Annotated in this window: 18 protein-coding genes; 13 read left to right on the plus strand and 5 right to left on the minus strand. The window is 42.5% G+C overall.

What is annotated here, in order from left to right; all coding sequences use genetic code 11:
• Positions 1 to 281 precede the first annotated feature (281 nt).
• From DXB77_RS02280 to DXB77_RS02290, 3 genes are all read left to right on the plus strand, one after another.
• Positions 282 to 1475 carry a transglutaminase domain-containing protein gene (locus tag DXB77_RS02280; RefSeq protein ID WP_182439418.1) on the plus strand — a complete coding sequence of 398 codons (1194 nt, stop codon included), beginning with the start codon at positions 282 to 284 and terminating at the stop codon, positions 1473 to 1475.
• A gap of 120 nt (positions 1476 to 1595) precedes the next feature.
• Positions 1596 to 3887: a hydratase gene (locus DXB77_RS02285; RefSeq protein WP_118662554.1), complete on the plus strand. Its 2292-nt coding sequence runs from the start codon at positions 1596 to 1598 to the stop codon at positions 3885 to 3887.
• A 149-nt stretch (positions 3888 to 4036) separates the two neighbouring features.
• Positions 4037 to 4879 carry a deoxyribonuclease IV gene (locus tag DXB77_RS02290; RefSeq protein ID WP_118662555.1) on the plus strand — a complete coding sequence of 281 codons (843 nt, stop codon included), beginning with the start codon at positions 4037 to 4039 and terminating at the stop codon, positions 4877 to 4879.
• Between the two features lie 110 nt (positions 4880 to 4989).
• On the opposite strand, the gene DXB77_RS02295 is transcribed toward DXB77_RS02290, so the two are convergent.
• Together DXB77_RS02295 and DXB77_RS02300 are read right to left on the minus strand one after the other, a co-directional pair.
• Positions 4990 to 5925 carry a stomatin-like protein gene (locus DXB77_RS02295; RefSeq protein ID WP_117822081.1) on the minus strand — a complete coding sequence of 312 codons (936 nt, stop codon included), beginning with the start codon at positions 5923 to 5925 and terminating at the stop codon, positions 4990 to 4992.
• A gap of 54 nt (positions 5926 to 5979) precedes the next feature.
• Positions 5980 to 6429: an NfeD family protein gene (locus tag DXB77_RS02300; RefSeq protein ID WP_008402645.1), complete on the minus strand. Its 450-nt coding sequence runs from the start codon at positions 6427 to 6429 to the stop codon at positions 5980 to 5982.
• Positions 6430 to 6771: 342 nt separating this feature from the next.
• On the opposite strand from DXB77_RS02300, the gene DXB77_RS02305 reads away from it, so the two are divergent.
• Entirely contained in the window at positions 6772 to 8259 is a 1488-nt protein-coding gene (locus DXB77_RS02305; protein WP_118662556.1) for an AI-2E family transporter, read from the plus strand.
• A 162-nt stretch (positions 8260 to 8421) separates the two neighbouring features.
• Here DXB77_RS02305 and DXB77_RS02310 read toward each other — a convergent pair whose 3' ends face one another.
• The gene (locus DXB77_RS02310; protein ID WP_021944922.1) at positions 8422 to 8607 is read right to left on the minus strand and encodes a DUF4250 domain-containing protein; all 186 of its coding nucleotides are present in this window, start codon (positions 8605 to 8607) and stop codon (positions 8422 to 8424) included.
• 198 nt (positions 8608 to 8805) lie between these two features.
• Between DXB77_RS02310 and DXB77_RS02315 the strand changes: the two genes are divergently transcribed.
• Positions 8806 to 10464: a polysaccharide biosynthesis protein gene (locus tag DXB77_RS02315; RefSeq protein ID WP_117822078.1), complete on the plus strand. Its 1659-nt coding sequence runs from the start codon at positions 8806 to 8808 to the stop codon at positions 10462 to 10464.
• A 237-nt stretch (positions 10465 to 10701) separates the two neighbouring features.
• Here the strand turns inward: DXB77_RS02315 and DXB77_RS02320 are convergent, their stop codons facing one another.
• The gene (locus tag DXB77_RS02320) at positions 10702 to 11148 is read right to left on the minus strand and encodes a GatB/YqeY domain-containing protein (protein ID WP_021944919.1); all 447 of its coding nucleotides are present in this window, start codon (positions 11146 to 11148) and stop codon (positions 10702 to 10704) included.
• A 250-nt stretch (positions 11149 to 11398) separates the two neighbouring features.
• Between DXB77_RS02320 and DXB77_RS02325 the strand changes: the two genes are divergently transcribed.
• A complete protein-coding gene (locus tag DXB77_RS02325) occupies positions 11399 to 11860 on the plus strand; it encodes an 8-oxo-dGTP diphosphatase (RefSeq protein WP_118662633.1) in 462 nt (153 codons plus the stop codon).
• 87 nt (positions 11861 to 11947) lie between these two features.
• Here the strand turns inward: DXB77_RS02325 and DXB77_RS02330 are convergent, their stop codons facing one another.
• Positions 11948 to 14563: a cation-translocating P-type ATPase gene (locus tag DXB77_RS02330; protein WP_118662557.1), complete on the minus strand. Its 2616-nt coding sequence runs from the start codon at positions 14561 to 14563 to the stop codon at positions 11948 to 11950.
• A gap of 520 nt (positions 14564 to 15083) precedes the next feature.
• Here DXB77_RS02330 and DXB77_RS02335 point away from each other — a divergent pair.
• The 7 genes from DXB77_RS02335 to DXB77_RS02365 all read left to right on the plus strand — a co-directional run bounded on the left by DXB77_RS02335 (position 15084) and on the right by DXB77_RS02365 (position 23574).
• Positions 15084 to 16010 (plus strand): LysR family transcriptional regulator, encoded by a 927-nt coding sequence (locus tag DXB77_RS02335; RefSeq protein ID WP_008402635.1) that lies wholly within the window; start codon positions 15084 to 15086, stop codon positions 16008 to 16010.
• Positions 16011 to 16382: 372 nt separating this feature from the next.
• Entirely contained in the window at positions 16383 to 17537 is a 1155-nt protein-coding gene (locus DXB77_RS02340) for a PLP-dependent aspartate aminotransferase family protein (protein ID WP_117807437.1), read from the plus strand.
• A gap of 107 nt (positions 17538 to 17644) precedes the next feature.
• Complete coding sequence (locus tag DXB77_RS02345) at positions 17645 to 18826, plus strand: MalY/PatB family protein (protein ID WP_118662558.1); 1182 nt, start codon at positions 17645 to 17647, stop codon at positions 18824 to 18826.
• A 268-nt stretch (positions 18827 to 19094) separates the two neighbouring features.
• Positions 19095 to 20084: a PLP-dependent cysteine synthase family protein gene (locus tag DXB77_RS02350; protein WP_021944914.1), complete on the plus strand. Its 990-nt coding sequence runs from the start codon at positions 19095 to 19097 to the stop codon at positions 20082 to 20084.
• 200 nt (positions 20085 to 20284) lie between these two features.
• Positions 20285 to 21613 carry a lanthionine synthetase LanC family protein gene (locus DXB77_RS02355; RefSeq protein ID WP_118662559.1) on the plus strand — a complete coding sequence of 443 codons (1329 nt, stop codon included), beginning with the start codon at positions 20285 to 20287 and terminating at the stop codon, positions 21611 to 21613.
• Positions 21614 to 21724: 111 nt separating this feature from the next.
• Positions 21725 to 22069: a YhdT family protein gene (locus DXB77_RS02360; RefSeq protein WP_008402630.1), complete on the plus strand. Its 345-nt coding sequence runs from the start codon at positions 21725 to 21727 to the stop codon at positions 22067 to 22069.
• 2 nt (positions 22070 to 22071) lie between these two features.
• Positions 22072 to 23574, plus strand: a complete 1503-nt coding sequence (locus tag DXB77_RS02365) for a hypothetical protein (RefSeq protein ID WP_118662560.1) — start codon at positions 22072 to 22074, stop codon at positions 23572 to 23574.
• Positions 23575 to 24049 lie beyond the last annotated feature (475 nt).

The following is a 24049-nucleotide window of genomic DNA, read 5'->3' on the forward strand; positions in this document are numbered from 1 at the left end:
TCCTTGTGACTATAAACGCATCGATATGTCAGAATGAATATAGAAATGATTTCCCCTATTATTTCAGACAAATAGAAGGTTTATTGAAAAAAATTCTTAATAAAACGTAGACTTTTTTATTATATCATGTATAAATAAGAAGTAAATAAAAATTTTTTTGTAAATAAGAGAAGAAATTTGAACGAATAAAAGACGGAAAAGTGCAGATAACAGAATTTCGTCATAATGAAAAATGAGGTATAATGAATCGCACCAAGAATGTTAAAAAAGAGGAGAGAAAAATGTCAAAGGGGAAAAAAGTAAAGGTCGTAATTGAGGGAATCATTTTGTTGTTTATCGTTTACTGTGTCGTTTTAAAGATGATGCCGGTATCGACAGGAAGACTGTCAACATACGAAGAGATCAATGATGCAGTAGCAACAGCCGCTTCAAGGTATAAGAATACGGTTACGCTAAAGACAACAGGGGAACCGTATATGGATTATCAGTCGGTCCTTGACAAGCTGATGGAAAAGAATATGTATGCAGGTGGAGAATTTTATGCATTTTCTTATGTATATACGCCGGATTCAGGTGGAGAAAAAGTAGCGGTAAGGATCAATCATATGAGCCGGTTAAAAAGCTTTCTTGTATTTATCCGTTCCGGTCAGATTTCGGGGAAGATAAAGGGGCTGTCAGATTACGAGAAAGTGAAAGCGGTACATGATTATATTATCTTACATAATGAATATAACCGCTCATCCGGTGGTGCATGTAATACTCTGTACAGAGGAGATTCGGCATGTAACGGATATGCGCTGGCATTTTATATCATTATGAAAAAGGCCGGAGTCCCGGTTACCTGTGAATACGGTTATGGACTGGAATCCGAGCATCTGTGGAATCGGGTTCAGGTGGATGGACACTGGTATAATATCGATCTGACATGGGATGATCTTGGTGGACAGAATGTCGGATATGATTATTTCCTTAAATCTGATGCGGACTGGCAGGGACATGATCATGGCGGTTCCGATGCAGAAGTTTCTATGGATGTGACAGGAAAGACGGCAGCGGAATATTATAGAATGTTCCCGAATTATAATGCGATTATGATCTGGTCGATCATCGGAGTGATCGCGGCAGGGTTTGCATTATATATCTGGCTGCTTGACCGGAAGATGAAACGGAAGAAGTTAGAGAAAGCCCGTTTGGAAGCGCAGGAGGAAGCGCAGAGAATGGAAGAACTCCATAAGAGAATGCAGGTGGTTACAGGTGCATTTACAGATGAAGCGACCGTTCCGGCGAATGAAAATGCGGTCACGGACTACCAGACAGCACCATATACAACACCATATACAACACAGATGGCAGAGAATGTAGATGAGACTACCATGAATCATGAACAACCTCAGACTGCGGATCCTTCTGAAAGTGCTTCACAGAATAAAAGCAGTGGTGCTCATTCGGGGTTCCGGTTGAAGCAGGATGATTAAAAATATAATAATGAAAACTTTCATCGGCATAGTTGTTCACAACTATGCCGATTTGTGTTAAAATAAACAGCGATTGACAAAATGAGAAAAAGAATCACCAACAAATCAGGAGGAAATAGAATGATTAAATTATTTGACAATGGTGCTTATCTTTTGAATGGCACAGAGCTTGTAGAAGACAATGCCGATGCAAATGCGATTCTTACACAGAAGTTAGGTATAGCCCCATCCAAGGAAGAAGCTGCAAGGAATACTATGGCATACGGTATCCTGGAGAAGCACAACACATCTGACAATATGGACAATCTTAAGATCAAATTCGATAAGATGACCTCTCACGATATAACATTTGTAGGTATCATCCAGACAGCAAGAGCTTCAGGACTGAAAGAATTCCCGATCCCTTATGTCCTTACAAACTGTCATAACTCCTTATGTGCAGTTGGTGGTACGATCAATGAGGATGACCACATGTTTGGTCTTTCCTGCGCAAAGAAATTCGGTGGTGTTTATGTTCCGCCTCATCAGGCTGTTATCCATCAGTTTGCAAGAGAAATGCTTGCAGAATGTGGCGCAATGATCCTTGGTTCCGACAGTCATACCCGTTATGGTGCGCTCGGTACAATGGCGATTGGCGAAGGCGGCGGAGAGCTTGCAAAGCAGCTCTTATGCAGAACTTACGATGTAGCTAAGCCTGGTGTAGTAGCAATCTATCTGGACGGAGAGGTTGCAAAGGGAGTAGGTCCTCAGGACGTTGCTCTTGCAATCATCGGTGCAACCTTCCAGTGCGGTTATGTTAAGAATAAGGTAATGGAATTTGTAGGACCTGGTGTTGATAAATTATCTGCTGATTTCCGTATCGGTATCGATGTAATGACAACCGAGACAACCTGTCTGTCCTCTATCTGGAAGACAGATGAGAAGATCAAGGAGTGGTATGATACACACTACAGACCGGAAGCATATAAGGAAATGAATCCTGGTTCTGTTGCTTACTATGATGGTGTTGTATACGTGGATCTGTCAAAGGTAAAACCAATGATCGCTATGCCATTCCATCCAAGCAATACATATACAATTGAAGAATTAAATGCAAACCTGATGGATATCTTAGACGATTGCGAGAAGCGCGCACTGGTTAGTCTGGACGGTAAGGTTGACTTCACATTAAAGGATAAAGTCCGTGATGGCAAGTTATATGTAGAACAGGGAATCATCGCCGGATGTGCCGGTGGTGGATTCGAGAACATCTGTCAGGCAGCAGATATCATCCGTGGAAGAAGCATCGGTGCAGATGAATTTACATTATCTGTATACCCTGCGTCAACTCCTATTTATATGGAACTTGCAAAGAACGGTGTACTGGCTGACCTGATTGAGACAGGCACGATCGTTAAGACAGCATTCTGCGGCCCTTGCTTTGGTGCCGGAGATACACCTGCAAATAATGCATTATCAATCCGTCATTCAACCAGAAACTTCCCGAACCGTGAAGGCTCCAAGATCCAGAATGGTCAGATCTCATCCGTTGCACTTATGGATGCACGTTCGATCGCAGCGACAGCAGCCAACAAGGGTTACCTGACAGCAGCAACTGATATGGATGTTGAATACAAGGGACAGAAATATTTCTTTGATAAGAGTATCTATGATAGAAGAGTTTACAATGGTGTCGGCAAGGCTGATCCATCTGTTGAGATCAAGTTTGGTCCGAATATCAAAGACTGGCCAGAGATGATCGCACTGACAGACAACTTGTTATTAAAGGTTGCATCTGTTATCAACGATCCTGTAACAACTACAGATGAACTTATTCCATCCGGTGAGACATCTTCCTACCGTTCAAATCCGCTGGGACTTGCTGAGTTCACTTTATCCAGAAAGGATCCTGAATATGTAGGACGTGCAAAGGCAATTCAGGCAGTTGAGAAGAAGAGAGAAGAACTTGGATGCTTCTGTAAGGCAGATGAATCCATGAAGCCTATGATGAAAGAGATCAAAGCAAAATTTGCAGATCGTGAGATCACAGGTTCCAATACCGGTTACGGTAGTACGATCTTTGCAGTAAAGCCGGGTGACGGTTCTGCCAGAGAGCAGGCTGCTTCCTGCCAGAAGGTACTTGGCGGCTGGGCAAATATTGCTAAGGAATATGCAACAAAGCGTTACAGATCCAACCTGATCAACTGGGGTATGCTTCCATTCATCATGGAGGAAGATTTCGCATTTGACAATGATGATTATGTATTCATTCCGGGTATCCGTGAGGCTGTCCAGAATAAGAATGAGATCATCAAGGCATATGTTGTAAATAAAGACTTCAAGGAATTAGACCTGAAGCTTGGAAGCCTGACCGATGATGAGAGACAGATCATTATGGATGGCTGCCTGATCAACTACTATAAGAACAACTAAGGTATTCTAATATAATAATTTCCTTACAAGGTGAGTCCTACCTATAAGTGGAAGTTGTAAAAACGTTGAAACCGCTGCTGGTGGTTTCACAAATATGGCTATGTCTTATGACATAGCCATATTTATATTATAAGAAGGAGAGAAACAACATGATATATATAGGAAATCACCTGTCGTCCTCCAAAGGCTTTGAGGCGATGGGAAAGGCGGCATTAAAACTTGGTGCAAATACATTTGCATTTTTTACAAGAAATCCACGGGGCGGAAAGGCGAAAGAGATCGATCCGGCAGATGCGGAACGGTTACGTTCCCTGATGGAGGAGCATCATTTTGGGAAACTGGTCGCACATGCACCATATACGATGAATGTCTGTGCAGCAAAAATGGATATTCGGGAGTTCTCATGGAATATCTTAAAGGATGATATGGAGCGGATGGAGTATTTTCCGGGAAATTATTATAATTTCCATCCGGGCGCACATGTTGGTCAGGGAGCAGAAGAAGCCATACCGATAATTGCTGATGCATTAAATCATGCGATCAAACCGGATCAGAGTACAGTCGTGTTACTTGAAACAATGGCAGGCAAGGGCTCGGAAGTCGGAAGAAATTTTGAAGAACTGGAACGTGTCATAGAGCTGGTTGATTGCAAGGATAAGATCGGAGTATGCTTTGATACCTGTCATACATGGGATGGTGGCTATGATCTTGTGGAAGATCTGGATGGTGTGCTTCGTACCTTTGATCAGATCATCGGACTTGACCGCTTAAAGGCTGTTCATCTAAATGACAGCATGAATGTGAGAGATTCACACAAAGACCGACATCAGAAGATCGGAGAGGGTGAGATCGGAGCGGAAGCATTAAAAAGGATTGTGACGCATCCATTGCTTGCCGGCAGACCATTTATCTTAGAGACACCAAATGATGATGCCGGATATGCAAGAGAGATAGCAATGATAAAGAGCTGGGTGGATGAAAGCATGGTGTAATTGTAAGTATAACAGATAAAATAAAAACTGCCACTATCAGAATGGTTACCCAATAACGGTTTCATTCTGACAGTGGCAGTTTTTAATATTACCAATGAATCAGTTCAATCTTATTTCTCTGTTTTTACTAATTCCGATAATGAAGTTGCAAGTCCTGCAACACCCTGAATATCAGATGGAATAATGATCTTGGTTGACTTGCCGTCGGCAGCCTTTGCGAAAGCTTCCAGACTCTTGATCGTAAGAACCTGATTAGATGGAGCAGATTCATTTAAGAGACGGATACTGTCTGCATTTGCCTGCTGTACAGCGAGGATAGCCTGTGCCTGACCTTCAGCTTCACGGATCGTTGCTTCCTTCTTAGCTTCTGCGCGAAGGATCTGTGACTGCTTCTCGGCTTCTGCTTCCAGGATAACGGACTGTTTGTTACCTTCTGCAATAAGGATTGCAGATTTCTTTTCACCTTCTGCTTTCAGGATCTGTTCACGTCTTTCACGTTCTGCCTTCATCTGTTTTTCCATGGCATCCTGAATCGCTGCAGGTGGGATAATATTCTTTAGCTCAACACGGTTTACCTTGATGCCCCAAGGATCAGTTGCTTCGTCCAGGGTAGCACGCATCTTTGTGTTGATTGTCTCTCTGGATGTCAGTGTCTGGTCAAGTTCGAGATCACCGATAATGTTACGGAGAGTAGTGGCTGTCAGGTTTTCGATTGCCATGATCGGATTTTCAACACCATAGCAGAAAAGCTTTGGATCTGTGATCTGGAAGAAAACGACAGTATCGATTCTCATTGTAACGTTATCTTTCGTGATAACCGGCTGTGGAGCGAAGTCTACAACCTGCTCCTTTAAGGTAACACGACGTGCGATCTTATCGATAACAGGCATCTTCATATGAAGACCTACGGACCATGTACCGCAGTAGGTTCCCAGACGTTCGATAACGTAAGCATGTGCCTGTGGGACGATCTTGATTGTGCTGCAGATAATAATGATAGCAATGAATACTAAGATAATTACCAGCCATGTGAGTGGTGAATCCATAATAAGTACCTCCTTTAAGTGGCGACAGATATAGTATCTGTCAAATTAAATAAATTATATTCTGCTGACAATAAGTTTTACGCCGGAAACCTCATTGATCGTGACTTCGGTTCCCTGGGGAATGATATCAGTTTCATCAGCAGCACGTGCGGTCCATTCGAGACCATTTACTTTTACCTGCCCGGTAGCCTTTAGATTATCAATGGTTTCAGATACGATCACCTGTTTGCCGACCAGACTTTCAACATTTGTTTTTTCCATATCGGATAATTTGAAATGTTTTAAAGCCACAGGCCTTGTAGTAAACAGAAGAACTAATGAAATAACTGCAAAGATCAATATCTGGATGATCAGTGATGTACCAAAGAATACAGAGATCGCAGATACCAAAGCTCCTCCCGCGAACCAGATGGTTGTAAGTCCGAGAGTAATGATTTCGATAATTATACAGACCATAAAGATAACGGACCAGATAATTAATTGACAGATTAATTCATTTTCCATAAGAACACCTCCTTTATGCTTCCCCGGTCTTAGGCAAAATAAGTTTTGTGGTTTGTTAAGAACCCTTAAACATGTCACTATTTTACTATGTAACTAAAATATCGACAATGCTTTTTTCAAAAATATAGGGTTATTTAAGGTTCATTTTTTGAACGATTTCGGATTCGGTAAAGTCATGGTTAAATCTATTTAAAATCTATTAAAAATAGGAAATTCTATTGCCTGACTTTTTGAAACAGTATATAATTTTTTCAGGTTGTTTATAATTATATGTAAGAATAAATCCATTGATGTGTTGTTACAGGAATGGAATGAAACGACATATCCGATGTTGGGTTTTGAATGCGGAAAGGGAAAGGTTATCAGACAAAATTGGGAAATGAAAGAAAAAGACGGCTGTTTAAGGCGGGAACGATCATATTTCTGGTAATTGCAGCAGCGCTTGTATTTAATAAGATATTGGAGGAGTGGACAGGCTTTCGGAAGGTACTGGATACGATAACCGGGGCGGCAGCACCGATTATAATTGGTTTTGTGATCGCTTTTTTGTTGAATCCGGTGCTTATCTTTTTTGATCGCCTGTGTCATACGATCTTACAGGATCGGGTGATCAAAGACAAGAAAAAACTGTTTCATGTATCAAGAGCCATATCGATCATTATAACGATCATTTTGTTCCTTGGTCTGCTCACGGGTTTGATCTGGATGGTAGTGCCACAGGTCATCGACAGTATCAATCTTCTTATATCCAATATGGATAATTACTATAATAATATCATGAAGGCGATCAATACCATTTATGATAAATTCAAGAACCTTGGCGAATCCGAAGAAATGGTAATGAATGTCGTAAACACTGTATATGACCGCTTACAGAAATGGGTAAACACAGATGTTGTTCCGAATCTGGATAAGATTGTATTGAATATCAGCTCCGGTGTTGTGGGCGGATTGAAGTTCATTTATAATTTCCTGATCGGTATTGTAGCATCTATCTATGTGATGGCGAATAAGGAATATTTGTCTTCCAGAGGCAAGAAAATCGTCTATGCACTGTTTAAACTGAAAAACGCGAATATCATTCTGGATGGACTTGCAAGTGTAAATAAGATATTCAGTCAGTTTATCAATGGTAAGATCGTGGATTCGATCATAATCGGGATTATAACATTTATTTTGACAACGATCGTAGATATGCCATATGCATTGCTGATCAGTGTTATCATTGGTGTGACAAATGTAATTCCGTTTTTTGGTCCGATCATCGGTGCGATCCCATGTGTGTTTATTGTTCTGATCGCAGATCCAATCAAGAGTATCATATTGCTTATCATGATCCTGTGTATTCAGCAGTTTGATGGAAATATTTTAGGACCAAAGATTCTTGGTGATGTAACGGGACTTTCCAGCTTCTGGGTTCTGACCGCGGTTATCGTAGGCGGTGGTATCTTCGGATTCTACGGAATGTTACTGGGTGTTCCGGTATTTGCATGTATCTACATGTATATCAATAAGACATGTACCGACAAGCTGGAAAAGAAACATATGGTATCGGTGTCCTCGGAATTTGAGCGGATCAAACGGATCGATGAAGAAACCGGAAAGCCAATCTATCTGACAGAAGAAGAGGAGGATATCCGTTTTCATAAAAAAACTCCGGAGGAAAAAGCAGCCGCAAAGGCAGAGCGCGAAGCAAAGAGGCATGCGAAGAAGCTTTATCAGCAGATTGAGAAAGTGATGCATGCAGAGAAAGCTGACGATCAGTTGGCAGCAACGAAGCATGAAGCGGAAAAACAGAGCAGTGATGACGACAAAGATGATCAAATGTAGGAAACGTGGCATATTCAGAAATGACAGGGCACATATAGTGTAGCTTTATGTGATAGAATAAGCCGGCAGATTTCTGTGGGGTAAATACCCGGTTAGAGATTTGCCGGCGTTCCTTTTGCAATAGGATAAAATAGTTGTTTTCTTTGAATTAGAAGCATTTTATCAGATAAATCGATTTAATTTTCCATCGTAGTTAAAACCGGCAGATGCCAGTTTTTCGGAAACATCATTTACATTCAGATCCAGATCCGTACATAATTCATCCAGACTTGGATAAAAATCACGAAGCTTCATATTAATAAAGCTGAGGAGCATAACAGGATCTTTTGGAATATTTGGATTAGCCATAGGTGGAAAACCTCCTTTTATGAAAATCTTTTACATATTTTATTTGTAATAAGTATAAAAAACTGGTATATATATAGGGTATTGGAAACGTGTGTCATTTCCGATGTTAGTATAGCAGACGCCGGAAATATGTGCAACCAGATAGAATGGTAGCTGATCGTCTTGTAGTCAGTTACAAAATAATCAGGAGAAACAATCATGCAGAATGATAATGAAAAGAAGAAAATAAAGAAGCCGTCCGGTATAAGAACAAATTTTGCTTTTCAGGCGGCAGTGCTGGCAGGTGCAGGTATATTATCCCGAGTGATCGGTCTCTTATACCGGTCACCGTTATTTCAGATTATCGGAGATGAGGGAAATGGATATTATGGTACAGCGTATGCAATATATTCCATGATATTGATGATCGCTACGTACAGCATTCCAACAGCGGTTTCTAAGATTATTTCAGGAAAGCTGGCCCTGGGAGAATACAGAAATGCGAGACGGGTATTTAAATGTGCTTTTATCTATGTAGTATCTGTCGGATTGGTGGCGGCTGTCCTGACATTTGCATTTGCACCGGCTTTGGTGAAGGAACAGCCAAATGCGATTTTAAGCTTACAGATCCTCGCACCGACAATATTTCTGTCGGGCTTTCTTGCTATCTACAGAGGCTATCTTCAGGCATATAAAACGATGATTCCGACCTCCATATCACAGATTATAGAGCAGATTGCAAATGCAGTTGTCAGCGTTCTGGCTGCTTATCTGATGTCCAGACCATTTGTACCGGGAACCTCTGAACATGCAAAATATGGTGCAGCAGGCAGTGCAATGGGAACAGGGGCAGGTGTTCTCTGTGGAATTATTTATATTCTGATCGCATATGCAGGAAGAAGAAAAGAAATCATGGAGACAGTAGAGTCTGATGTTTCGTCGAATGTAGAATCATATGGAAAGTTATTCCGGCAGATCGTAATGATCGTAACACCGATCATTATTGCTGCATTTGTGTATAATATTACGACCACCGTAGATATGAAGATTTTCTACAATGTCTTAAACAGTAAAAATGTAGATCGTGTTGAATCTGCAAATTTGTACGGTATTTTTTCCGGTCAGTACATGGTGCTGATCAATCTTCCGGTATCGATCGCATCTGCGGTTGGAACAACCCTGATACCAAATATTTCGGGAGCATTTACCAAGGGGGATAAAGCGGAAACGAATCATGTATACAATCAGTCCATGAGTATCACGATGATGGTGACGATACCATGTGCAGTCGGAATCGGTGTACTATCAGAACCGATCATCACACTGTTGTTCCGTGGCGCGGATCCGCTGGTATTTAAGGCATTGACTGCCGGCTGCATATCTGTGGTATTTTATTCATTATCAACACTTACAAACAGTATCTTGCAGGGAATCGGAAAGGTTATGGAGCCGGTGAAGAATGCGACACTTGCATTGTTGATCCATTTAGTATTTCTTGCTGCTATTTTGAAATTTACAGATGCGAAGCTGTTCGGTCTGGTAGCGGCTACGATCCTGTATTCATTACTGGCATGTATCTTTAACCATATATCTGTATCCAAATATATGTCTACAAAGCTTAATGTGAAGAAGATTTATCTTGCTCCTGCTGTTGCATCGATATTTATGGGAATCGTTGCATGGGGTAGTTATCAGATCTTCTACCACCTGATCCATATGAATTCAGTCAGTGTTGTTCTGGCAATCCTGCTTGCAGTTATTTTCTATGCAGCAGCTATTCTGGCAGTCGGTGGATATACGAAGGAAGAAATCCTTGCTATGCCAAAGGGAACCCTGATCCTGAAGCTTGCGGAGAAGTTACATCTGGTGCGAGAATAGAGAAAGGATAGAAGAGTCCGGCAATGAAAGCAGAGATATAAACTAAAAAACTCCATGTCCGGTGTCTATATATTTTATGAAGCAGACCTATCCGGAACGTCGGTTCTTAACGAATTACCAACAGGTGATGAGTTTAGTACCGTTACGTTCCGGATCGAACGAAAGTGTTCTGCGAAATAAAGATATATAGACACCGGGCATGGAGTTTTTCTGTTATCGTGTGGTGGCTTTGTATGCTTATGCCATCATAGATGTAAGGATCTGGTTGACCAGTTTTCCGTCAGCTTTGCCTTTAACCTTAGGCATCAGCTCTTTCATGATCTTACCCTTGTCTTTGGCTGTTGGAGCATCGATACCAAGACCTGCAAGAACTTCTTTGATCGTAGCAGTGATCTCTGCTTCATCCATCATCTTTGGTGCGAATTCTTCGAATACGGTGATTCTTGCCTTGCATTCATCTATGATATCGGTACGATCAGCAGGTGTTGTATCGATTGTTTCCTTTGCGAGCTTGATTTCTCTTAATACAACTTCGTTTTCTTCTTCCTCTGTCAGATCAGCACGTTTGTCTATAAATTTATTTTTCAGGGCTGTAAGGAGTGCGGATAATGCGTCCTTTCTCTCTTTATCATGTGCCTTCATAGCGGCCATCATTTCGCTTCTGACTTCATCAATTTTACTCATTATATTCATACCTCCGTATAAAGTTATATATAGGTAATTGCAAAACTGTCGATGTTTTGTAATTGCTTCACATATTGTGATCGGACAGGTTTACAACCTGTCGCTCCTTATTATAGCACCGGAAAAGCGATAATTTCAATATGGCAACTGTATTTGAATTATCGGTTGCATTTGTCCGGGGGGAAGGTATAATGAGCGCATATGGGTAAATATGACAAATAACAGGAGATGAAAGACTATGTCAATTACTATGAAAATGACAACATTATGTTATATAGAGAAAGACGGAAAATATCTGATGCTTCATCGTACAAAGAAGGAGAAAGATATTAATAAGAATAAATGGATCGGAGTCGGCGGACATGCGGAAGGAACAGAAGGACCGGAAGACTGCCTGCTTCGGGAAGTAAAAGAAGAAACAGGACTGACACTGACATCTTATCAGTTCCGTGGCCTGATCACATTTATCAGTGATGTCTGTGAGCCGGAGCTGATGTGTCTGTTTACAGCAGATGGCTTTACCGGAAGCTTAACCGCCTGCAATGAAGGAGAACTGAAATGGGTAGATAAAAGCATCGTGCCATCTCTTCCGACCTGGACAGGAGATGCCATATTTTTAAAACTTTTATTAGAAGATGAACAACGTTTCTTCACTCTGCGGCTGGTCTATGAAGAAGATGAGCTGGTGGAACACCGACTGGAGTTTTATTAAAAGAAACCGCCAGCCGGCATTCGACTTTGTATAAGTCATGACTTTTGCAGGCACAATACAACCATTTCATAAGTCTTGACGCTGCAGTTATTTACGAACAGCTTCTTTTATTATTCGTGTGATCTGGATAATAAAGGTTGGGATAAATGCAAGCCCTAAAATGCTCAATACATTTTTAACTGTCAGGTCGGCAATCATGAATAAGCCATGCATAAATGGTGCGAGCAGGACAAAGCCAAGCAGCAGGACACCGGCGAAGAAAGCGGCGACACTCCAGAGGTTGGAGTGGATACCGATTTTTATAATAGAGGATTCGCTGCGGCATGTAAATCCGTGGAACAATCTTGCAAGCGTCAGTGTGGCAAATGCCATTGTGCTGGCAGTCAGGGCATTTACGGAATCACCCAGATAAAAGGCGACGGTTGTAACAATACCGATCAGAACACCGTAGCAAATAAGCTGGAGCGAGAAGGATTTATTGAAGATTCCTGCTTTTGGATCTCGCGGTTTGTTACGAAGTAATTTCTTATCGGATGGTTCCATACCGATGGCAAGTGCTGGAAGTGAATCGGTCAGCAGATTGATAAAGAGCAGATGAACCGGCTGGAATGGGGTATCAAGCGCCATGATGGAGCAGTAGAGAACTACCAGAATGGCTGCGAGGTTTCCGGACAAAAGGAACAGGATGGCATTCATGATATTACGGTAAACATTTCTTCCTGTCAGGACAGCTTTTATGATCGTTGCAAAATTATCATCTGCAAGGATCATAGCTGAGGCATCCTTTGATACCTCGGTTCCGGTGATTCCCATAGCGACACCGATATCTGCTTTTTTCAATGCTGGAGCATCATTTACACCATCACCGGTCATGGCAACGATGTGACCTTTCTTCTGCCATGCATCAACGATACGGATCTTGTTTTCCGGTGAAACTCTGGCATAGACGGAGATCTTTGGAAGAACATCTGTAAGTTCGTCATCGGTCATACGGTCGACTTCCTGACCGGTTACGGCCATATCACCATCGTGGAAGATACCAATCTGTCTGGCAATAGCGGTTGCCGTTACTTTATGATCTCCGGTTATCATGATCGGTTTGATTCCGGCGGAGATAGCATCCGAAACTGCAGCCATGGATTCTTCTCTTGGCGGATCGATCATGGATACAAGTCCGATAAAAGTATAACCATATTCGGAGGCTGCGGTCAGAACTTCCGAATCGGAACATTCTTTATAGGCAAGTGCCAGAACCCGTAAGCCTTGTCTGGAAAATTGCATATTTTGTTCCAGAATTCTGTCGCGGTCATTCTCTGTAATCGGACGGATACCGTCCTCTGTGATGATTGAAGCCATACGGGTAAGAAGAACATCGACTGCACCTTTTGTCAGAAGCGTAGGTACGCCGTGCAATAGGTATTTGCTGCTCATCAGTTTCCGTTCGGAGTCAAATGGAATCTCTTCCAGACGCGGCATCAGATCACGCAGAACTTCTTCTGTTACACCGACATCAAATAGTTTCGTTTTCCTTGCCATCGTAAGGAGACAGGTTTCAGTCGGATCCCCGATATCCTTGCCATCCCGGATACTGCTGTCGTTGTTTAAGATACAGTTGTACAGAAAATAACGATGTGCCGGAATATGGAGATTCAGTTGGCCGGCATTTAACAGAGTATCACAGGTATAAAGCTGCTGAACTGTCATTTTGTTCTGGGTCAGTGTACCTGTCTTATCCGAACAGATAACAGAGACACAGCCCAGACTTTCGACCGCTTTCAGATCTTTGATGATCGCCTGATCGGCAGCCATCTTTCTGGTACCCATTGCCTGAACGATCGTAACGATTGAACCGAGAGCTTCCGGAATGGCAGCGACAGCAAGGGCAACTGCGAACATCAGAGAATCCAGTATTTTCTCGCCCTGCATCAGACGGAGACCGAATACGATCAGGCTGATCACCATAATGATCGTTGCCAGTTTTTTACTGAAATTATCAAGACTGATCTGAAGTGGGGTCGCTTTGGATTTTGTATTATTCATAAGGGTGGCTATCTTACCCATTTCTGTATGCATTCCGGTTGCTGTAACGAGAACATTTGCACGACCATAGGTAACAAGACTGCCGGAGAATACCATATTGATGCGGTCACCGAGAGCAACGTCCTCGGTGATATCAGAGTCGTCTTTATCCACATTTGTAGACTCTCCGGTCAGAGAACTTTCATTTACCTGTAAAGAGAAATTTTCGATGATACGGCCATCAGCGACGATCATATCACCGGCTTCTAAGAGCAGGATGTCTCCCGGTACGATGTCTTTTGATGCAATCTCCTGTTTGATTCCGTCACGTAATACTTTCGCTTTTGGTGCAGATAATTCTTTTAAGGAATCAAGAGATTTTTCTGCCTTTACATATTGGATCGTACCAAGGATCGCATTCATGATAATAACCGCAAATATAACAATCGTACTTTCGATGTTGCCGGATGCCATAGAGACGATTGCGGCAGCGATCAGGATGATAACGAGCAGATCGGCAAACTGGTGAAAAAAGACAGAAGCAACACTTTGTTTCTTTTGCTCGACCAGAGTATTTTCACCATAGGTTTGAAGTCGCTCTTTAGCATCTGTAGTGGTAAGCCCTTCCGGATTACCGCAGGTTCGGAATAATTCTTCTTTGTTCAGTTGATAGATTTCTTTCATAAGACCATGTCCTTTCTTTTGCTTTTTTTCCTGAGACAGATAATGAATAGTAGTTTTTTAAACATACTGCTTGTATTTCGGAAAAATTCTGATTGGTACATGCTGTTTTTTGTAATTGATAATAAAAAACGAGACTTTTTGTGCACAAAAAATATGCACAAAAAGTCTCGTTTTAACGTATATATCGGTTATCCAATCCCCGGCCTTTTAAGGCGTACTGACGAGAATCGGCACATGCACAGCATGAAACTACTCCCTTTTTGAATGATATATTTTTATCATGTATGAAAAGCTTAGTCAACCGTTTTTAGAAAGGTTTAACCATTTTTTTACCGGAAAATTCGATTTGAAGAACTATGCTTTGACAGAATCTTATAAAAACGATCAGAAAATATCGAAAATAAAAAAGAGGTGTGGTACAATGAGCGTAATTGTTTGGACACAGGTCTTGCAGTATATTAAAGCATAAAGTACCTGTATAAAAAGAAAACATATAAGGAAGCAATCGGGAGGCACAGATATGACATTACAACAGCTTGTCTATGCTGTAAAGATAGCAGATACCAAATCCATGAATAAGGCGGCAGCAGAATTGTATGTATCCCAGCCGGCACTTTCCAGTACGATACGGGATCTGGAAGAAGAATTGAATATCGAATTATTTATCCGAACCAATCGTGGTATCGTGATCACGGCGGAGGGAGACGAGTTTTTAAGCTATGCAAGACAGATGGTAGAACTGAATCAGATGATCGAAGATCGATACATAAATAACGAAAAGAAAAAGAATAAATTCAGTGTATCCATGCAGCACTATTCATTTGCGGTAGAAGCCTTTATCGAGCTTGCAAAGGAGATCAGGCTGGATGATTTCGAACTGGCTGTGCATGAGACACGGACAAATGAAGTGATCGAGTTTGTAAGAGACTACCGGAGTGAGCTTGGAATCTTATATTTAAATGAGTTCAACCGAAAGGCTTTGCAGAAGATCTTCTCAGAAAATGGACTGGAATTTACGGAATTATTTGACTGTGATGTATTCGTGTATCTGAGCAACGAGCATCCACTGGCAGGAAAAGAGAAGATCGCATTTGAAGAATTAAAAGATTATCCTTGCCTTTCCTTTGAACAGGGCGAACGAAATTCGTTCTATTATGCAGAAGAAGTATTCAGCACTCTGGAATACAAGCAGATCATCAAAGCAGATGACCGTGCAACAATGCTGAATCTGATGGTTGGTATGAACGGATATACCTTGTGCTCCGGTATTATCTGTGAAGAATTAAACGGTAGTGCTTACCGCGCAATTCCGCTTGACACGGAGGAGAAAATGACGATCGGCTATATCAAACGAAAAGGCATGCGGCTGAGTACCCTTGGCAGACGCTATATCGAGATACTGACCCAATACGGAACACAGGAAAATGTAAAGAAGACGGCTGAGTAAATGCTCAGCCGTTTCCTTTGTTATGAAGTCTGAGCCTGCAAGGAGTGGGGCAAATGACAATTAAGCAACAAGTTGGCTATAAGCTGTATTTATAACCAGCTCACAGAAATACATAGTACCGAAATCTTATTCCTACTGATATACTATGGTATAAATAATGCATGAACTTATGGTTTGTTCTGACAGGCTATTATGACTTGCCAATACAGGGGCATTTGAGACCGCCGGTACTTGATGGTGCGAAAGCAGCATCTTAGTACCGCTGCAGGGCTCAACGAGCGGAAGCGTTCCCTGATTGGTAATGTCAGTAATAGCCTGTCAGAACAAACCATAAGTCAAAAACGCAGGCAGCAGGAAAGGATGACGGTTATTATGGATACAGGAATTGCTACAAAATGTATATATGGAAATCACGAAAAATTTGAAGGCGACAGAACGGGAGCGATCAGCTTTCCTATCTATCAGACAGCAACGTATGCACATCCGGCAGTTGGACAGAGTACGGGGTATGATTACAGCAGACTCCAGAATCCAACCAGAGAACAGTTGGAGAAGATCGTTGCATCATTAGAAGGAGGACTGGATGCTCTCGCTTTTTCTTCCGGCATGGCAGCTATTACAACATTGATGGAGATCTTCAAACCGGGCGACCATATCATTTCGGAAGCAGATCTGTATGGCGGAAGTATCCGTTTATTTGATCATATTAATCAGAAAAATGGTATTGAGTTCAGCCGGATCAATTTTGCAGAGGAAGATCCGGAAAACTACATCAAAGAAAATACAAAAGCAATCTATATCGAGACACCGACTAATCCAATGATGAATGTTATTGATATCCGCAAGACGGCGGAACTTGCAAAGAAACATAATCTGCTGCTGATCGTGGATAATACATTTCTGTCACCGTATTTCCAGCGGCCATTTGAACTGGGAGCCGATATCATTCTGCACAGCGGAACAAAGTTCTTAAGCGGACATAACGATACGCTGGCCGGATTCATCGTGGTAAATACACCGGAGCTTTCGGAGAAATTACGATATATCATAAAGACGACAGGTGCGGGACTTGCGCCATTTGACAGCTGGCTGGTGCTTCGTGGCATCAAGACACTGTCAATCCGTATGGAGAAGGCACAGGAAAATGCACAGGCGATCGTGGAATTCCTGTTGCAGGAGAAGAAAGTAAAGAATGTCTATTATCCGGGAATACCGGGAACAAATAATTATGAGGTCTGTAAGAGCCAGGCGAGTGGATTTGGAAGCATGTTGACATTTGAAGTGGAGAGCAAGGAGCTGGCACTCCATATACTGGAATCCCTAAAGCTGATCCCATTTGCAGAAAGTCTCGGCGGCGTAGAGACCTTGATCACATATCCGACGACACAGACTCATGCGGATGTACCGGAGGAAATCCGTATAAAGAACGGTATTACAGACAGTGTTCTGCGTCTGTCGGCAGGAATCGAAGATAAGAAGGATCTGATCGCGGATCTGAAACAGGCAATTGATTCTTTTGGGGAATAAAACAGTGTAATATATGAATAATGATGAAAAAGTAATTTGCCTGAAAAATATTTTGATATGGAAATATATTTACAGCATAGGATCTGAGACATAACGGGAGGATAATTATGGAAGAAAAAAACCTGAATTTTGATGAAGTAATAGATAGAAGAAATACAGACTGTTTGAAATTTGACTTTGCAGAGCGGAGAGGAAAGCCTGCGGATGTACTTCCTCTCTGGGTTGCAGATATGGATTTTAAGACGTCGAGTCTGGTGTTGGATGCGTTGACAGAGCGTGTACAGCATGGAATTTTTGGCTATACGGAGAGCAGAGAGAGTTATTTCGAGACGGTCAGCAAATGGATGGAAGCTCACCATGACTGGAAGGTGGAACGAAGCTGGCTGACAAAGACACCGGGTGTTGTATTTGCACTGGCGATGGCGGTCAAAGCATATTCCAAGGCAGGGGATGCCGTTCTGATCCAGCAGCCGGTCTATTATCCGTTTTCAGAAGTGATCCGTGACAATAACCGGAAGCTTGTGAGCAATGATCTGGTACTTGGGGATGATGGAAAATATCACATCGATTTTGATGATTTTGAGAAACAGATCGTTGACAATCATGTTGTGCTGTTCCTGTTGTGCAGTCCGCATAATCCGGTCAGCCGTGTATGGACGGCAGAGGAGCTTACGAAGATGGGTGATATCTGTATCAAGCATGGCGTTACGGTTGTAAGTGATGAGATACATGAGGATTTTGTTTTCGGAGACCACCAGCACACGGTATTTGCGACGATCAAGAAAGAATTCGAACAGAACTCCGTTATCTGTACTTCTCCTGCAAAGACCTTCAATCTGGCAGGACTTCAGGTGTCGAATATCTTTATTCCAAATGGAACTCTGCGCGCAGTATTTCGTAAGCAGGTGGATGCGGCGGGCTACAGCCAATTAAATGCAATGGGACTCACCGCCTGTGAAGCAGCATATACTCATGGCGAGACATGGTATCAGGCAATGATGAGATATGTAGAGAGTAATATCGCATTTGTGCGTGATTACCTGAAAAAGGAACTTCCACAGATCAAGCTGATCGAGCCGGAAGGAACCTATCTGCTGTGGCTGGATTTCCGGGCACTCGGAATGACAGAGAAGGAACGGGAGAACCTGATCGTGAATCAGGCAAAGCTGTGGCTTGACAGCGGTGCAATCTTTGGGCAGGTAGGCGAAGGCTTTGAACGTATCAATGTGGCATGTCCGAGAGCAACGATCAAGGAGGCTCTGGATCGGTTAAAGGCAGTGATCGTTTGACCTGGCTATAAGCTGTGGTTATAGCCAGTTAAAATATTTTGACTGGTTGACAAATTATGGAACTGTCACTATAATAGGCACATAACATACAAAACCTACTTTAATACTATGATAAAGAAACGCTATAAGATGTGCCGGATGAGAAAATCATTTATCCAGAGTTGGATGGTGACTTGCAAACAGACATTTACCCGGAGGTTGATGCTTCCGGGTTTTATAACGACAACAAAACATACTAACCAGATAGGAAAAGGGAGAAATAGAAAAAATGGCAAATATTCATTCATCAATTACAGAACTTGTAGGACATACCCCATTGGTAGAATTCGTAAATTATGAAAAAGAGTTAGGGCTGAACGCCCACCTCCTTGGTAAGCTGGAGTATTTCAATCCATCAGGAAGCGTAAAGGACCGTGCAGCTCTTAACATGATCTTAGAGGCAGAGAAATCAGGTAAACTGAAGCCGGGCGGAACGATCCTTGATTTTACAAGTGGAAATACAGGAATTGCAACAGCAGCATTTGCAAATTCCAGAGGGTATAAATATGTAGTAGTCATTCAGCCAGGAGTATCAGTAGAACGTACATTGATCTTAAAGGCATATGGCGTAGAGCTGCTTCAGGCAGCCGATGTACCGGGCTTCATGGAGATGCTGCAGAACGGTGGTTTAAGCATGGCAAAGCTTACAGTTATCATGAACAAATATGCAGATGAGCATGGTTACTTCTATATTGATCAAGGAACAAATCCTGATAACCCGGAAGCGCATTACCGTACAACGGGTCCTGAGATCTGGGAGGATACAGACGGAAATGTTGATTATGTGGTAGCACTGGTCGGAACCGGTGGAACACTGGCTGGTCTGTCCAGATATTTCAGAGAGAAAAATCCTGGTATCAAGATCATCGGCGCACAGCCGGCAGTACAGTCCAGAAAGAATGTCAATCATCCGGAAGCAAATACGATCGACGGCGTACTTGCATTTAACGATGTTCCGGCACAGAGTGTTCCGGTATTCTTCAATCCGGAGCAGGTCCCATATGATGAATGTCTGGATATTGTAGCAGAAGATGCATATGAGACAGGAAGAAGACTAGTAAAGAGTGATGGCGTATTCCTCGGACAGTCAGCGGCAGCAGCCTTAAAGGCAGCAACAATCATAGCTGAGCGCCCGGAAGCATCAGGAAAGAATATTGCAATCATCATGGCTGACAACGCATTCAAATATCTGTCAACCAAGATGTATGCGGAGGAATAAAGGAATATCGTATGTTTTATATTACGTATAATATATGTTTTGACTTACCAAAACAGAGGCATTTGTGTCCGCCAGTACTTGATGGTGCATAAGCAGCATCTTAGTACTGCTGCAGGACACAACGAGCGGGAGCGTCCTCTGTTTGGTAAGGTCAAGAACATATATACGTAATATAAAACATAGAACAGGAAGGAGACAACATGGCAGACTATCTTACATATGCGAAAGAAACCATGAATTTCATAAACAGCCGGAAAAAACAGGGACCGGAAGGTATCTACTGGTCTTTGCAGGATGCGGCAGAAGGAAGATCCATTTATTATGATGAGATCTGTATGTATGCCGGGGCGTCCGGAATCATCGTATTTCTTCTGGGATTATATCAGGCGACGAATGATGTGAGCTATCTGCAGGAGGCAGAAGAAGCAGCCACATATATCCGTTATCGTTTTGATCATGATCGGGATCTGAAAAGAAACTTTTCAAAATACGCATTTTCCAGTGGCTGGAGCGGAGCAGGCTTTGCCATGATACAGCTCTATAAGACAACCGGAAATGAGAAATATAAAACATTTGTGGCAGATATTATTGAGTCTGCAAAGGCAGATGCAAAGCCCGGAAAAAATGGCAGAGGTTATAGCTGGACTTCATTTCCGGGTATCGTAGGAGATGCCGGAACGGTTCTGTTCTTCTTATATGCAGCAAAAACATTTGGCAGAGAGGACTGGACAGCATTTGCTGCAAAAGCAGGAGAGAATTTCCTCGGGCAGCGTCATGATGCTGGAAACGGAACCTGTTGGTATCCGGGTGTAGATCCTGTTTACTTTGGAGCAAAAGAAGATTATATCGATCCGAACTTCCCGATGGGAACCGGAGGAATCGGATTTGTACTGCTGAATCTGTACGAAGCATCCGGTGATCATAGGTTCTTAGATGCGACAAAGGGAATCGCGGATTTCATGATCGCACAGGCGGTTAAGATGAAGGCAGGAAGCCTGATCCCACATGGTTTGCCGGATCGTAAGGATCTGTTCTATCTTGGCTATTGTCATGGTCCGGCGGGAACAAATCGTTTCTTCTATAAATTATATGAGATGACAGGAGAAGACCGGTATAAGCGGTATATCGATATGCTGACACAGGGTGTAATTGATACAGGCGCACCTGAGGTTCGGACGGAAGGATACTGGAATACTTACAATATCTGCTGCGGAACTGCGGGCCTGTTAAATATGTATCTGGGTCTGTGGGCTGCATTTGGTGATGAGACTTATCTGGAACAGGCAAAGAGGTGCGGTAAGGTCATCACAGACGGAGCAACGATCACAGACGGTACGGAAGGAAGAGAGTGTGCATGGAGATTTGCACTTGACCGTGTCGCACCGGATGTATTAAGTACACCGATCGGTTTATTCGATGGTGCAGCAGGTATCGGAGCTGTATTGCTGCAGCTTGCTTCTGCAGAGAAGGGTCAGTTCCATGCGACAAGAATGCTGGACGATCCATTTCCGGAGAAAAACAAACTATGATAAAACGATTGAAGATTTTATATGCGTAAATAACAGTGATTATTTTACTCGGTGAATGATTTTTTCGTTTCATAATTATTCAAAAACTTACGTTGAGAGGAGACACATAAGATGAGTCAGATAAATAACAACATTGATCCTGACAGCAGGGATTATGATTTGAAATCAATAGAGCCGGATGAGCGTTTCACCCAGACAACAAAGGAATTCTGGATCACGCTTGGAACCTATCTGGTATTTATGGTACTGATGATCGCCAACCTGTATCTGGTGGGCGGTAAGGATGTATCAAAGTACAAATACATTCTTGGATTTCCACAGTGGATTTTTAATGAGATCATTATTTTGATCGCAATGGTAGTAGCGGTTATTCTGGTTGTAACATTTGTATATCGTGACATGGATGTTACTCCAAACGGAAAATTAAAAGAAAGAAAACATAAGGAGGGCAAATAGAGATGAACTTATCTACAAATCAGAGAATTATAATCATTACTGTATTTGCCGCATATACGATTTTCCAGTTGGTATACAGTCTTGTTACCAGAAAAGCAATGGCAAATGGAAAAGGTGATTACCTGAGCAAATTCTATACCGGCGGTAGAAGCGGTGGTGTGCTTGTAACTGCCATGATGGTATCTGCCGGTGTTGCCGGTGCCGGAGTATTCATGGGTGTACCGGGTTATACATATACATTTGGTGCGACCTGGATGGTATGCTGTTTCTGGTCCATGTGCACGAACTTCATGGTACTTGGACTGATCGGTAAGCGTGTCGGTATCGTAGCCAGAAGAACGGATTCCAAGACATTTGTTGAACTTCTGATGCACAGATATAACAATAGCAAGATCGTTGGTGCACTCTGCGGACTGGTTATCCTGTTCTTCCTTGGAGCATTTGCCGTATCCACAATTACCGGCGGCGGAAGAATTTTCCAGATCTTAACCGGTCAGGATTATCGTATCGGACTTGCTATTTTCACTGTACTTGTTATCATCGCAGCTATCACAGGTGGTATTAAAGGTATCGCATCTGCGATCGTTTTTCAGGGAATTATCATGACAGTTTCCGTTATTATCTTATTTATTATGGGCATCAACGGAACAGATCTCAGCTATACAGAAACGATCCAGTCATTAGTTAAGAGTAATCCGGACTGGTTCGTACCTGCAAGTGTAAAGACGGTTCTTTCGTTTGCATTCTTATGGGGTATCACAACCTGTACAATGCCTCATGTAACAATGACAACGCTTACTTATAAGGATACACAGACTCTGCATCGTGCGATCAAGGTTGGTGCGGTTGGAGTTGCAATCTGGCTCATTGGCTTAAATGGTCTGTGCTTCACGATCAAATATATGTTCCCGGAAGGAAGCCTTGCAACTCCTGACCTTGGTATTCCGACACTTGCAGTAAGTGTAATGCCTGCATGGGCAGCAGGTCTGGTTCTCGCCGGTGTATGTGGTGCGGTTCAGTCATCTGTTGGTGGAATGATCGTATCTCTTGCAGGAACGATCGTCAGTGATCTGTACAAGAACCTGTCCAATAAAGATGCAAAGCAGGAGACATTAAAGAAGTTAAATGTTATCAGTGTTATCGTTGTTGCTCTTGTCGTATTCTTATTTGCATGTGATCCACCGGAACTTCTGGCTTCATTGATCACTTATGCTACCGGTGGTATGACAGTAGCATTTCTTCATACTTTGCTTCTCGGACTGTTCTGGAAGCGGGCAAATGAGTATGGCGCGATCGCAGGTATCATCAGTGGTATTGGCTTATATCTCCTGATCGATATGGGCGTTCTGCCAATCTCACTTGGTTTCAATTCCTGTATCGTTGCCTGTCTGATCTCCACAATCATCATGGTGGTTGTCAGCCTTGCAACACCGAAGTGCCCATACCGCGTGATCGCCACATGGTTTGGCAAGGAGTATCCGGCGGAAGCTTCAGTTGCTGAATAAAGTTAAGATATATATAGCCTGTCTGGCTGTAGACTAGACCACTGCACTATGACTCACTGTGGTTTCGATGAGCTGCATATGCATTTCATAACGAAATCCTCGTGAATGTCATAGTGCAGCGATCTAGTCAACAGCCAGACAGGCTATATTTGCGTTTGTATATGTGATTTATTGCTTGATGATGCTTGATTTCTGGGTATGGTAGTGGATGAGTAAGTATGATACCCGAGGTGTCTGGTTAGATGAGGGTATGGAATGGGAAATAAGTGTACGATACCCACAAGGACAAGTCTGATGCGGGTATTAGGAAGAATGTTGGGGGAAAATACCCGACGAAGCTAAATAAATTTGGTATGAAGACGAAAAAACAGGTACGATACCCAATGGTAGCATACAATAGAGGGTATAAGTGTGAGAATATAGAGATTATACCCATGATTTGGGAAGCTCTTTTTCACAGGTTGACACTGTGAGG

Source organism: Clostridium sp. OM05-9 (genome assembly GCF_003481465.1).
In the GTDB taxonomy this organism is placed as follows: Bacteria; Bacillota; Clostridia; order Lachnospirales; family Lachnospiraceae; genus Coprococcus; species Coprococcus ammoniilyticus.

Coding starts and splice junctions, on each gene's coding strand:
- DXB77_RS02335 (WP_008402635.1), top strand. CDS start 15,084: ATGACATTACAACAGCTTGTCTATGCTGTAAAGATAGCAGATACCAAA.
- DXB77_RS02305 (WP_118662556.1), top strand. CDS start 6,772: ATGCGGAAAGGGAAAGGTTATCAGACAAAATTGGGAAATGAAAGAAAA.
- DXB77_RS02325 (WP_118662633.1), top strand. CDS start 11,399: ATGAAAATGACAACATTATGTTATATAGAGAAAGACGGAAAATATCTG.
- DXB77_RS02285 (WP_118662554.1), top strand. CDS start 1,596: ATGATTAAATTATTTGACAATGGTGCTTATCTTTTGAATGGCACAGAG.
- DXB77_RS02355 (WP_118662559.1), top strand. CDS start 20,285: ATGGCAGACTATCTTACATATGCGAAAGAAACCATGAATTTCATAAAC.
- DXB77_RS02330 (WP_118662557.1), bottom strand. CDS start 14,563: ATGAAAGAAATCTATCAACTGAACAAAGAAGAATTATTCCGAACCTGC.
- DXB77_RS02350 (WP_021944914.1), top strand. CDS start 19,095: ATGGCAAATATTCATTCATCAATTACAGAACTTGTAGGACATACCCCA.
- DXB77_RS02360 (WP_008402630.1), top strand. CDS start 21,725: ATGAGTCAGATAAATAACAACATTGATCCTGACAGCAGGGATTATGAT.
- DXB77_RS02345 (WP_118662558.1), top strand. CDS start 17,645: ATGGAAGAAAAAAACCTGAATTTTGATGAAGTAATAGATAGAAGAAAT.
- DXB77_RS02310 (WP_021944922.1), bottom strand. CDS start 8,607: ATGGCTAATCCAAATATTCCAAAAGATCCTGTTATGCTCCTCAGCTTT.
- DXB77_RS02340 (WP_117807437.1), top strand. CDS start 16,383: ATGGATACAGGAATTGCTACAAAATGTATATATGGAAATCACGAAAAA.
- DXB77_RS02295 (WP_117822081.1), bottom strand. CDS start 5,925: ATGGATTCACCACTCACATGGCTGGTAATTATCTTAGTATTCATTGCT.
- DXB77_RS02365 (WP_118662560.1), top strand. CDS start 22,072: ATGAACTTATCTACAAATCAGAGAATTATAATCATTACTGTATTTGCC.
- DXB77_RS02300 (WP_008402645.1), bottom strand. CDS start 6,429: ATGGAAAATGAATTAATCTGTCAATTAATTATCTGGTCCGTTATCTTT.
- DXB77_RS02320 (WP_021944919.1), bottom strand. CDS start 11,148: ATGAGTAAAATTGATGAAGTCAGAAGCGAAATGATGGCCGCTATGAAG.
- DXB77_RS02315 (WP_117822078.1), top strand. CDS start 8,806: ATGCAGAATGATAATGAAAAGAAGAAAATAAAGAAGCCGTCCGGTATA.
- DXB77_RS02290 (WP_118662555.1), top strand. CDS start 4,037: ATGATATATATAGGAAATCACCTGTCGTCCTCCAAAGGCTTTGAGGCG.
- DXB77_RS02280 (WP_182439418.1), top strand. CDS start 282: ATGTCAAAGGGGAAAAAAGTAAAGGTCGTAATTGAGGGAATCATTTTG.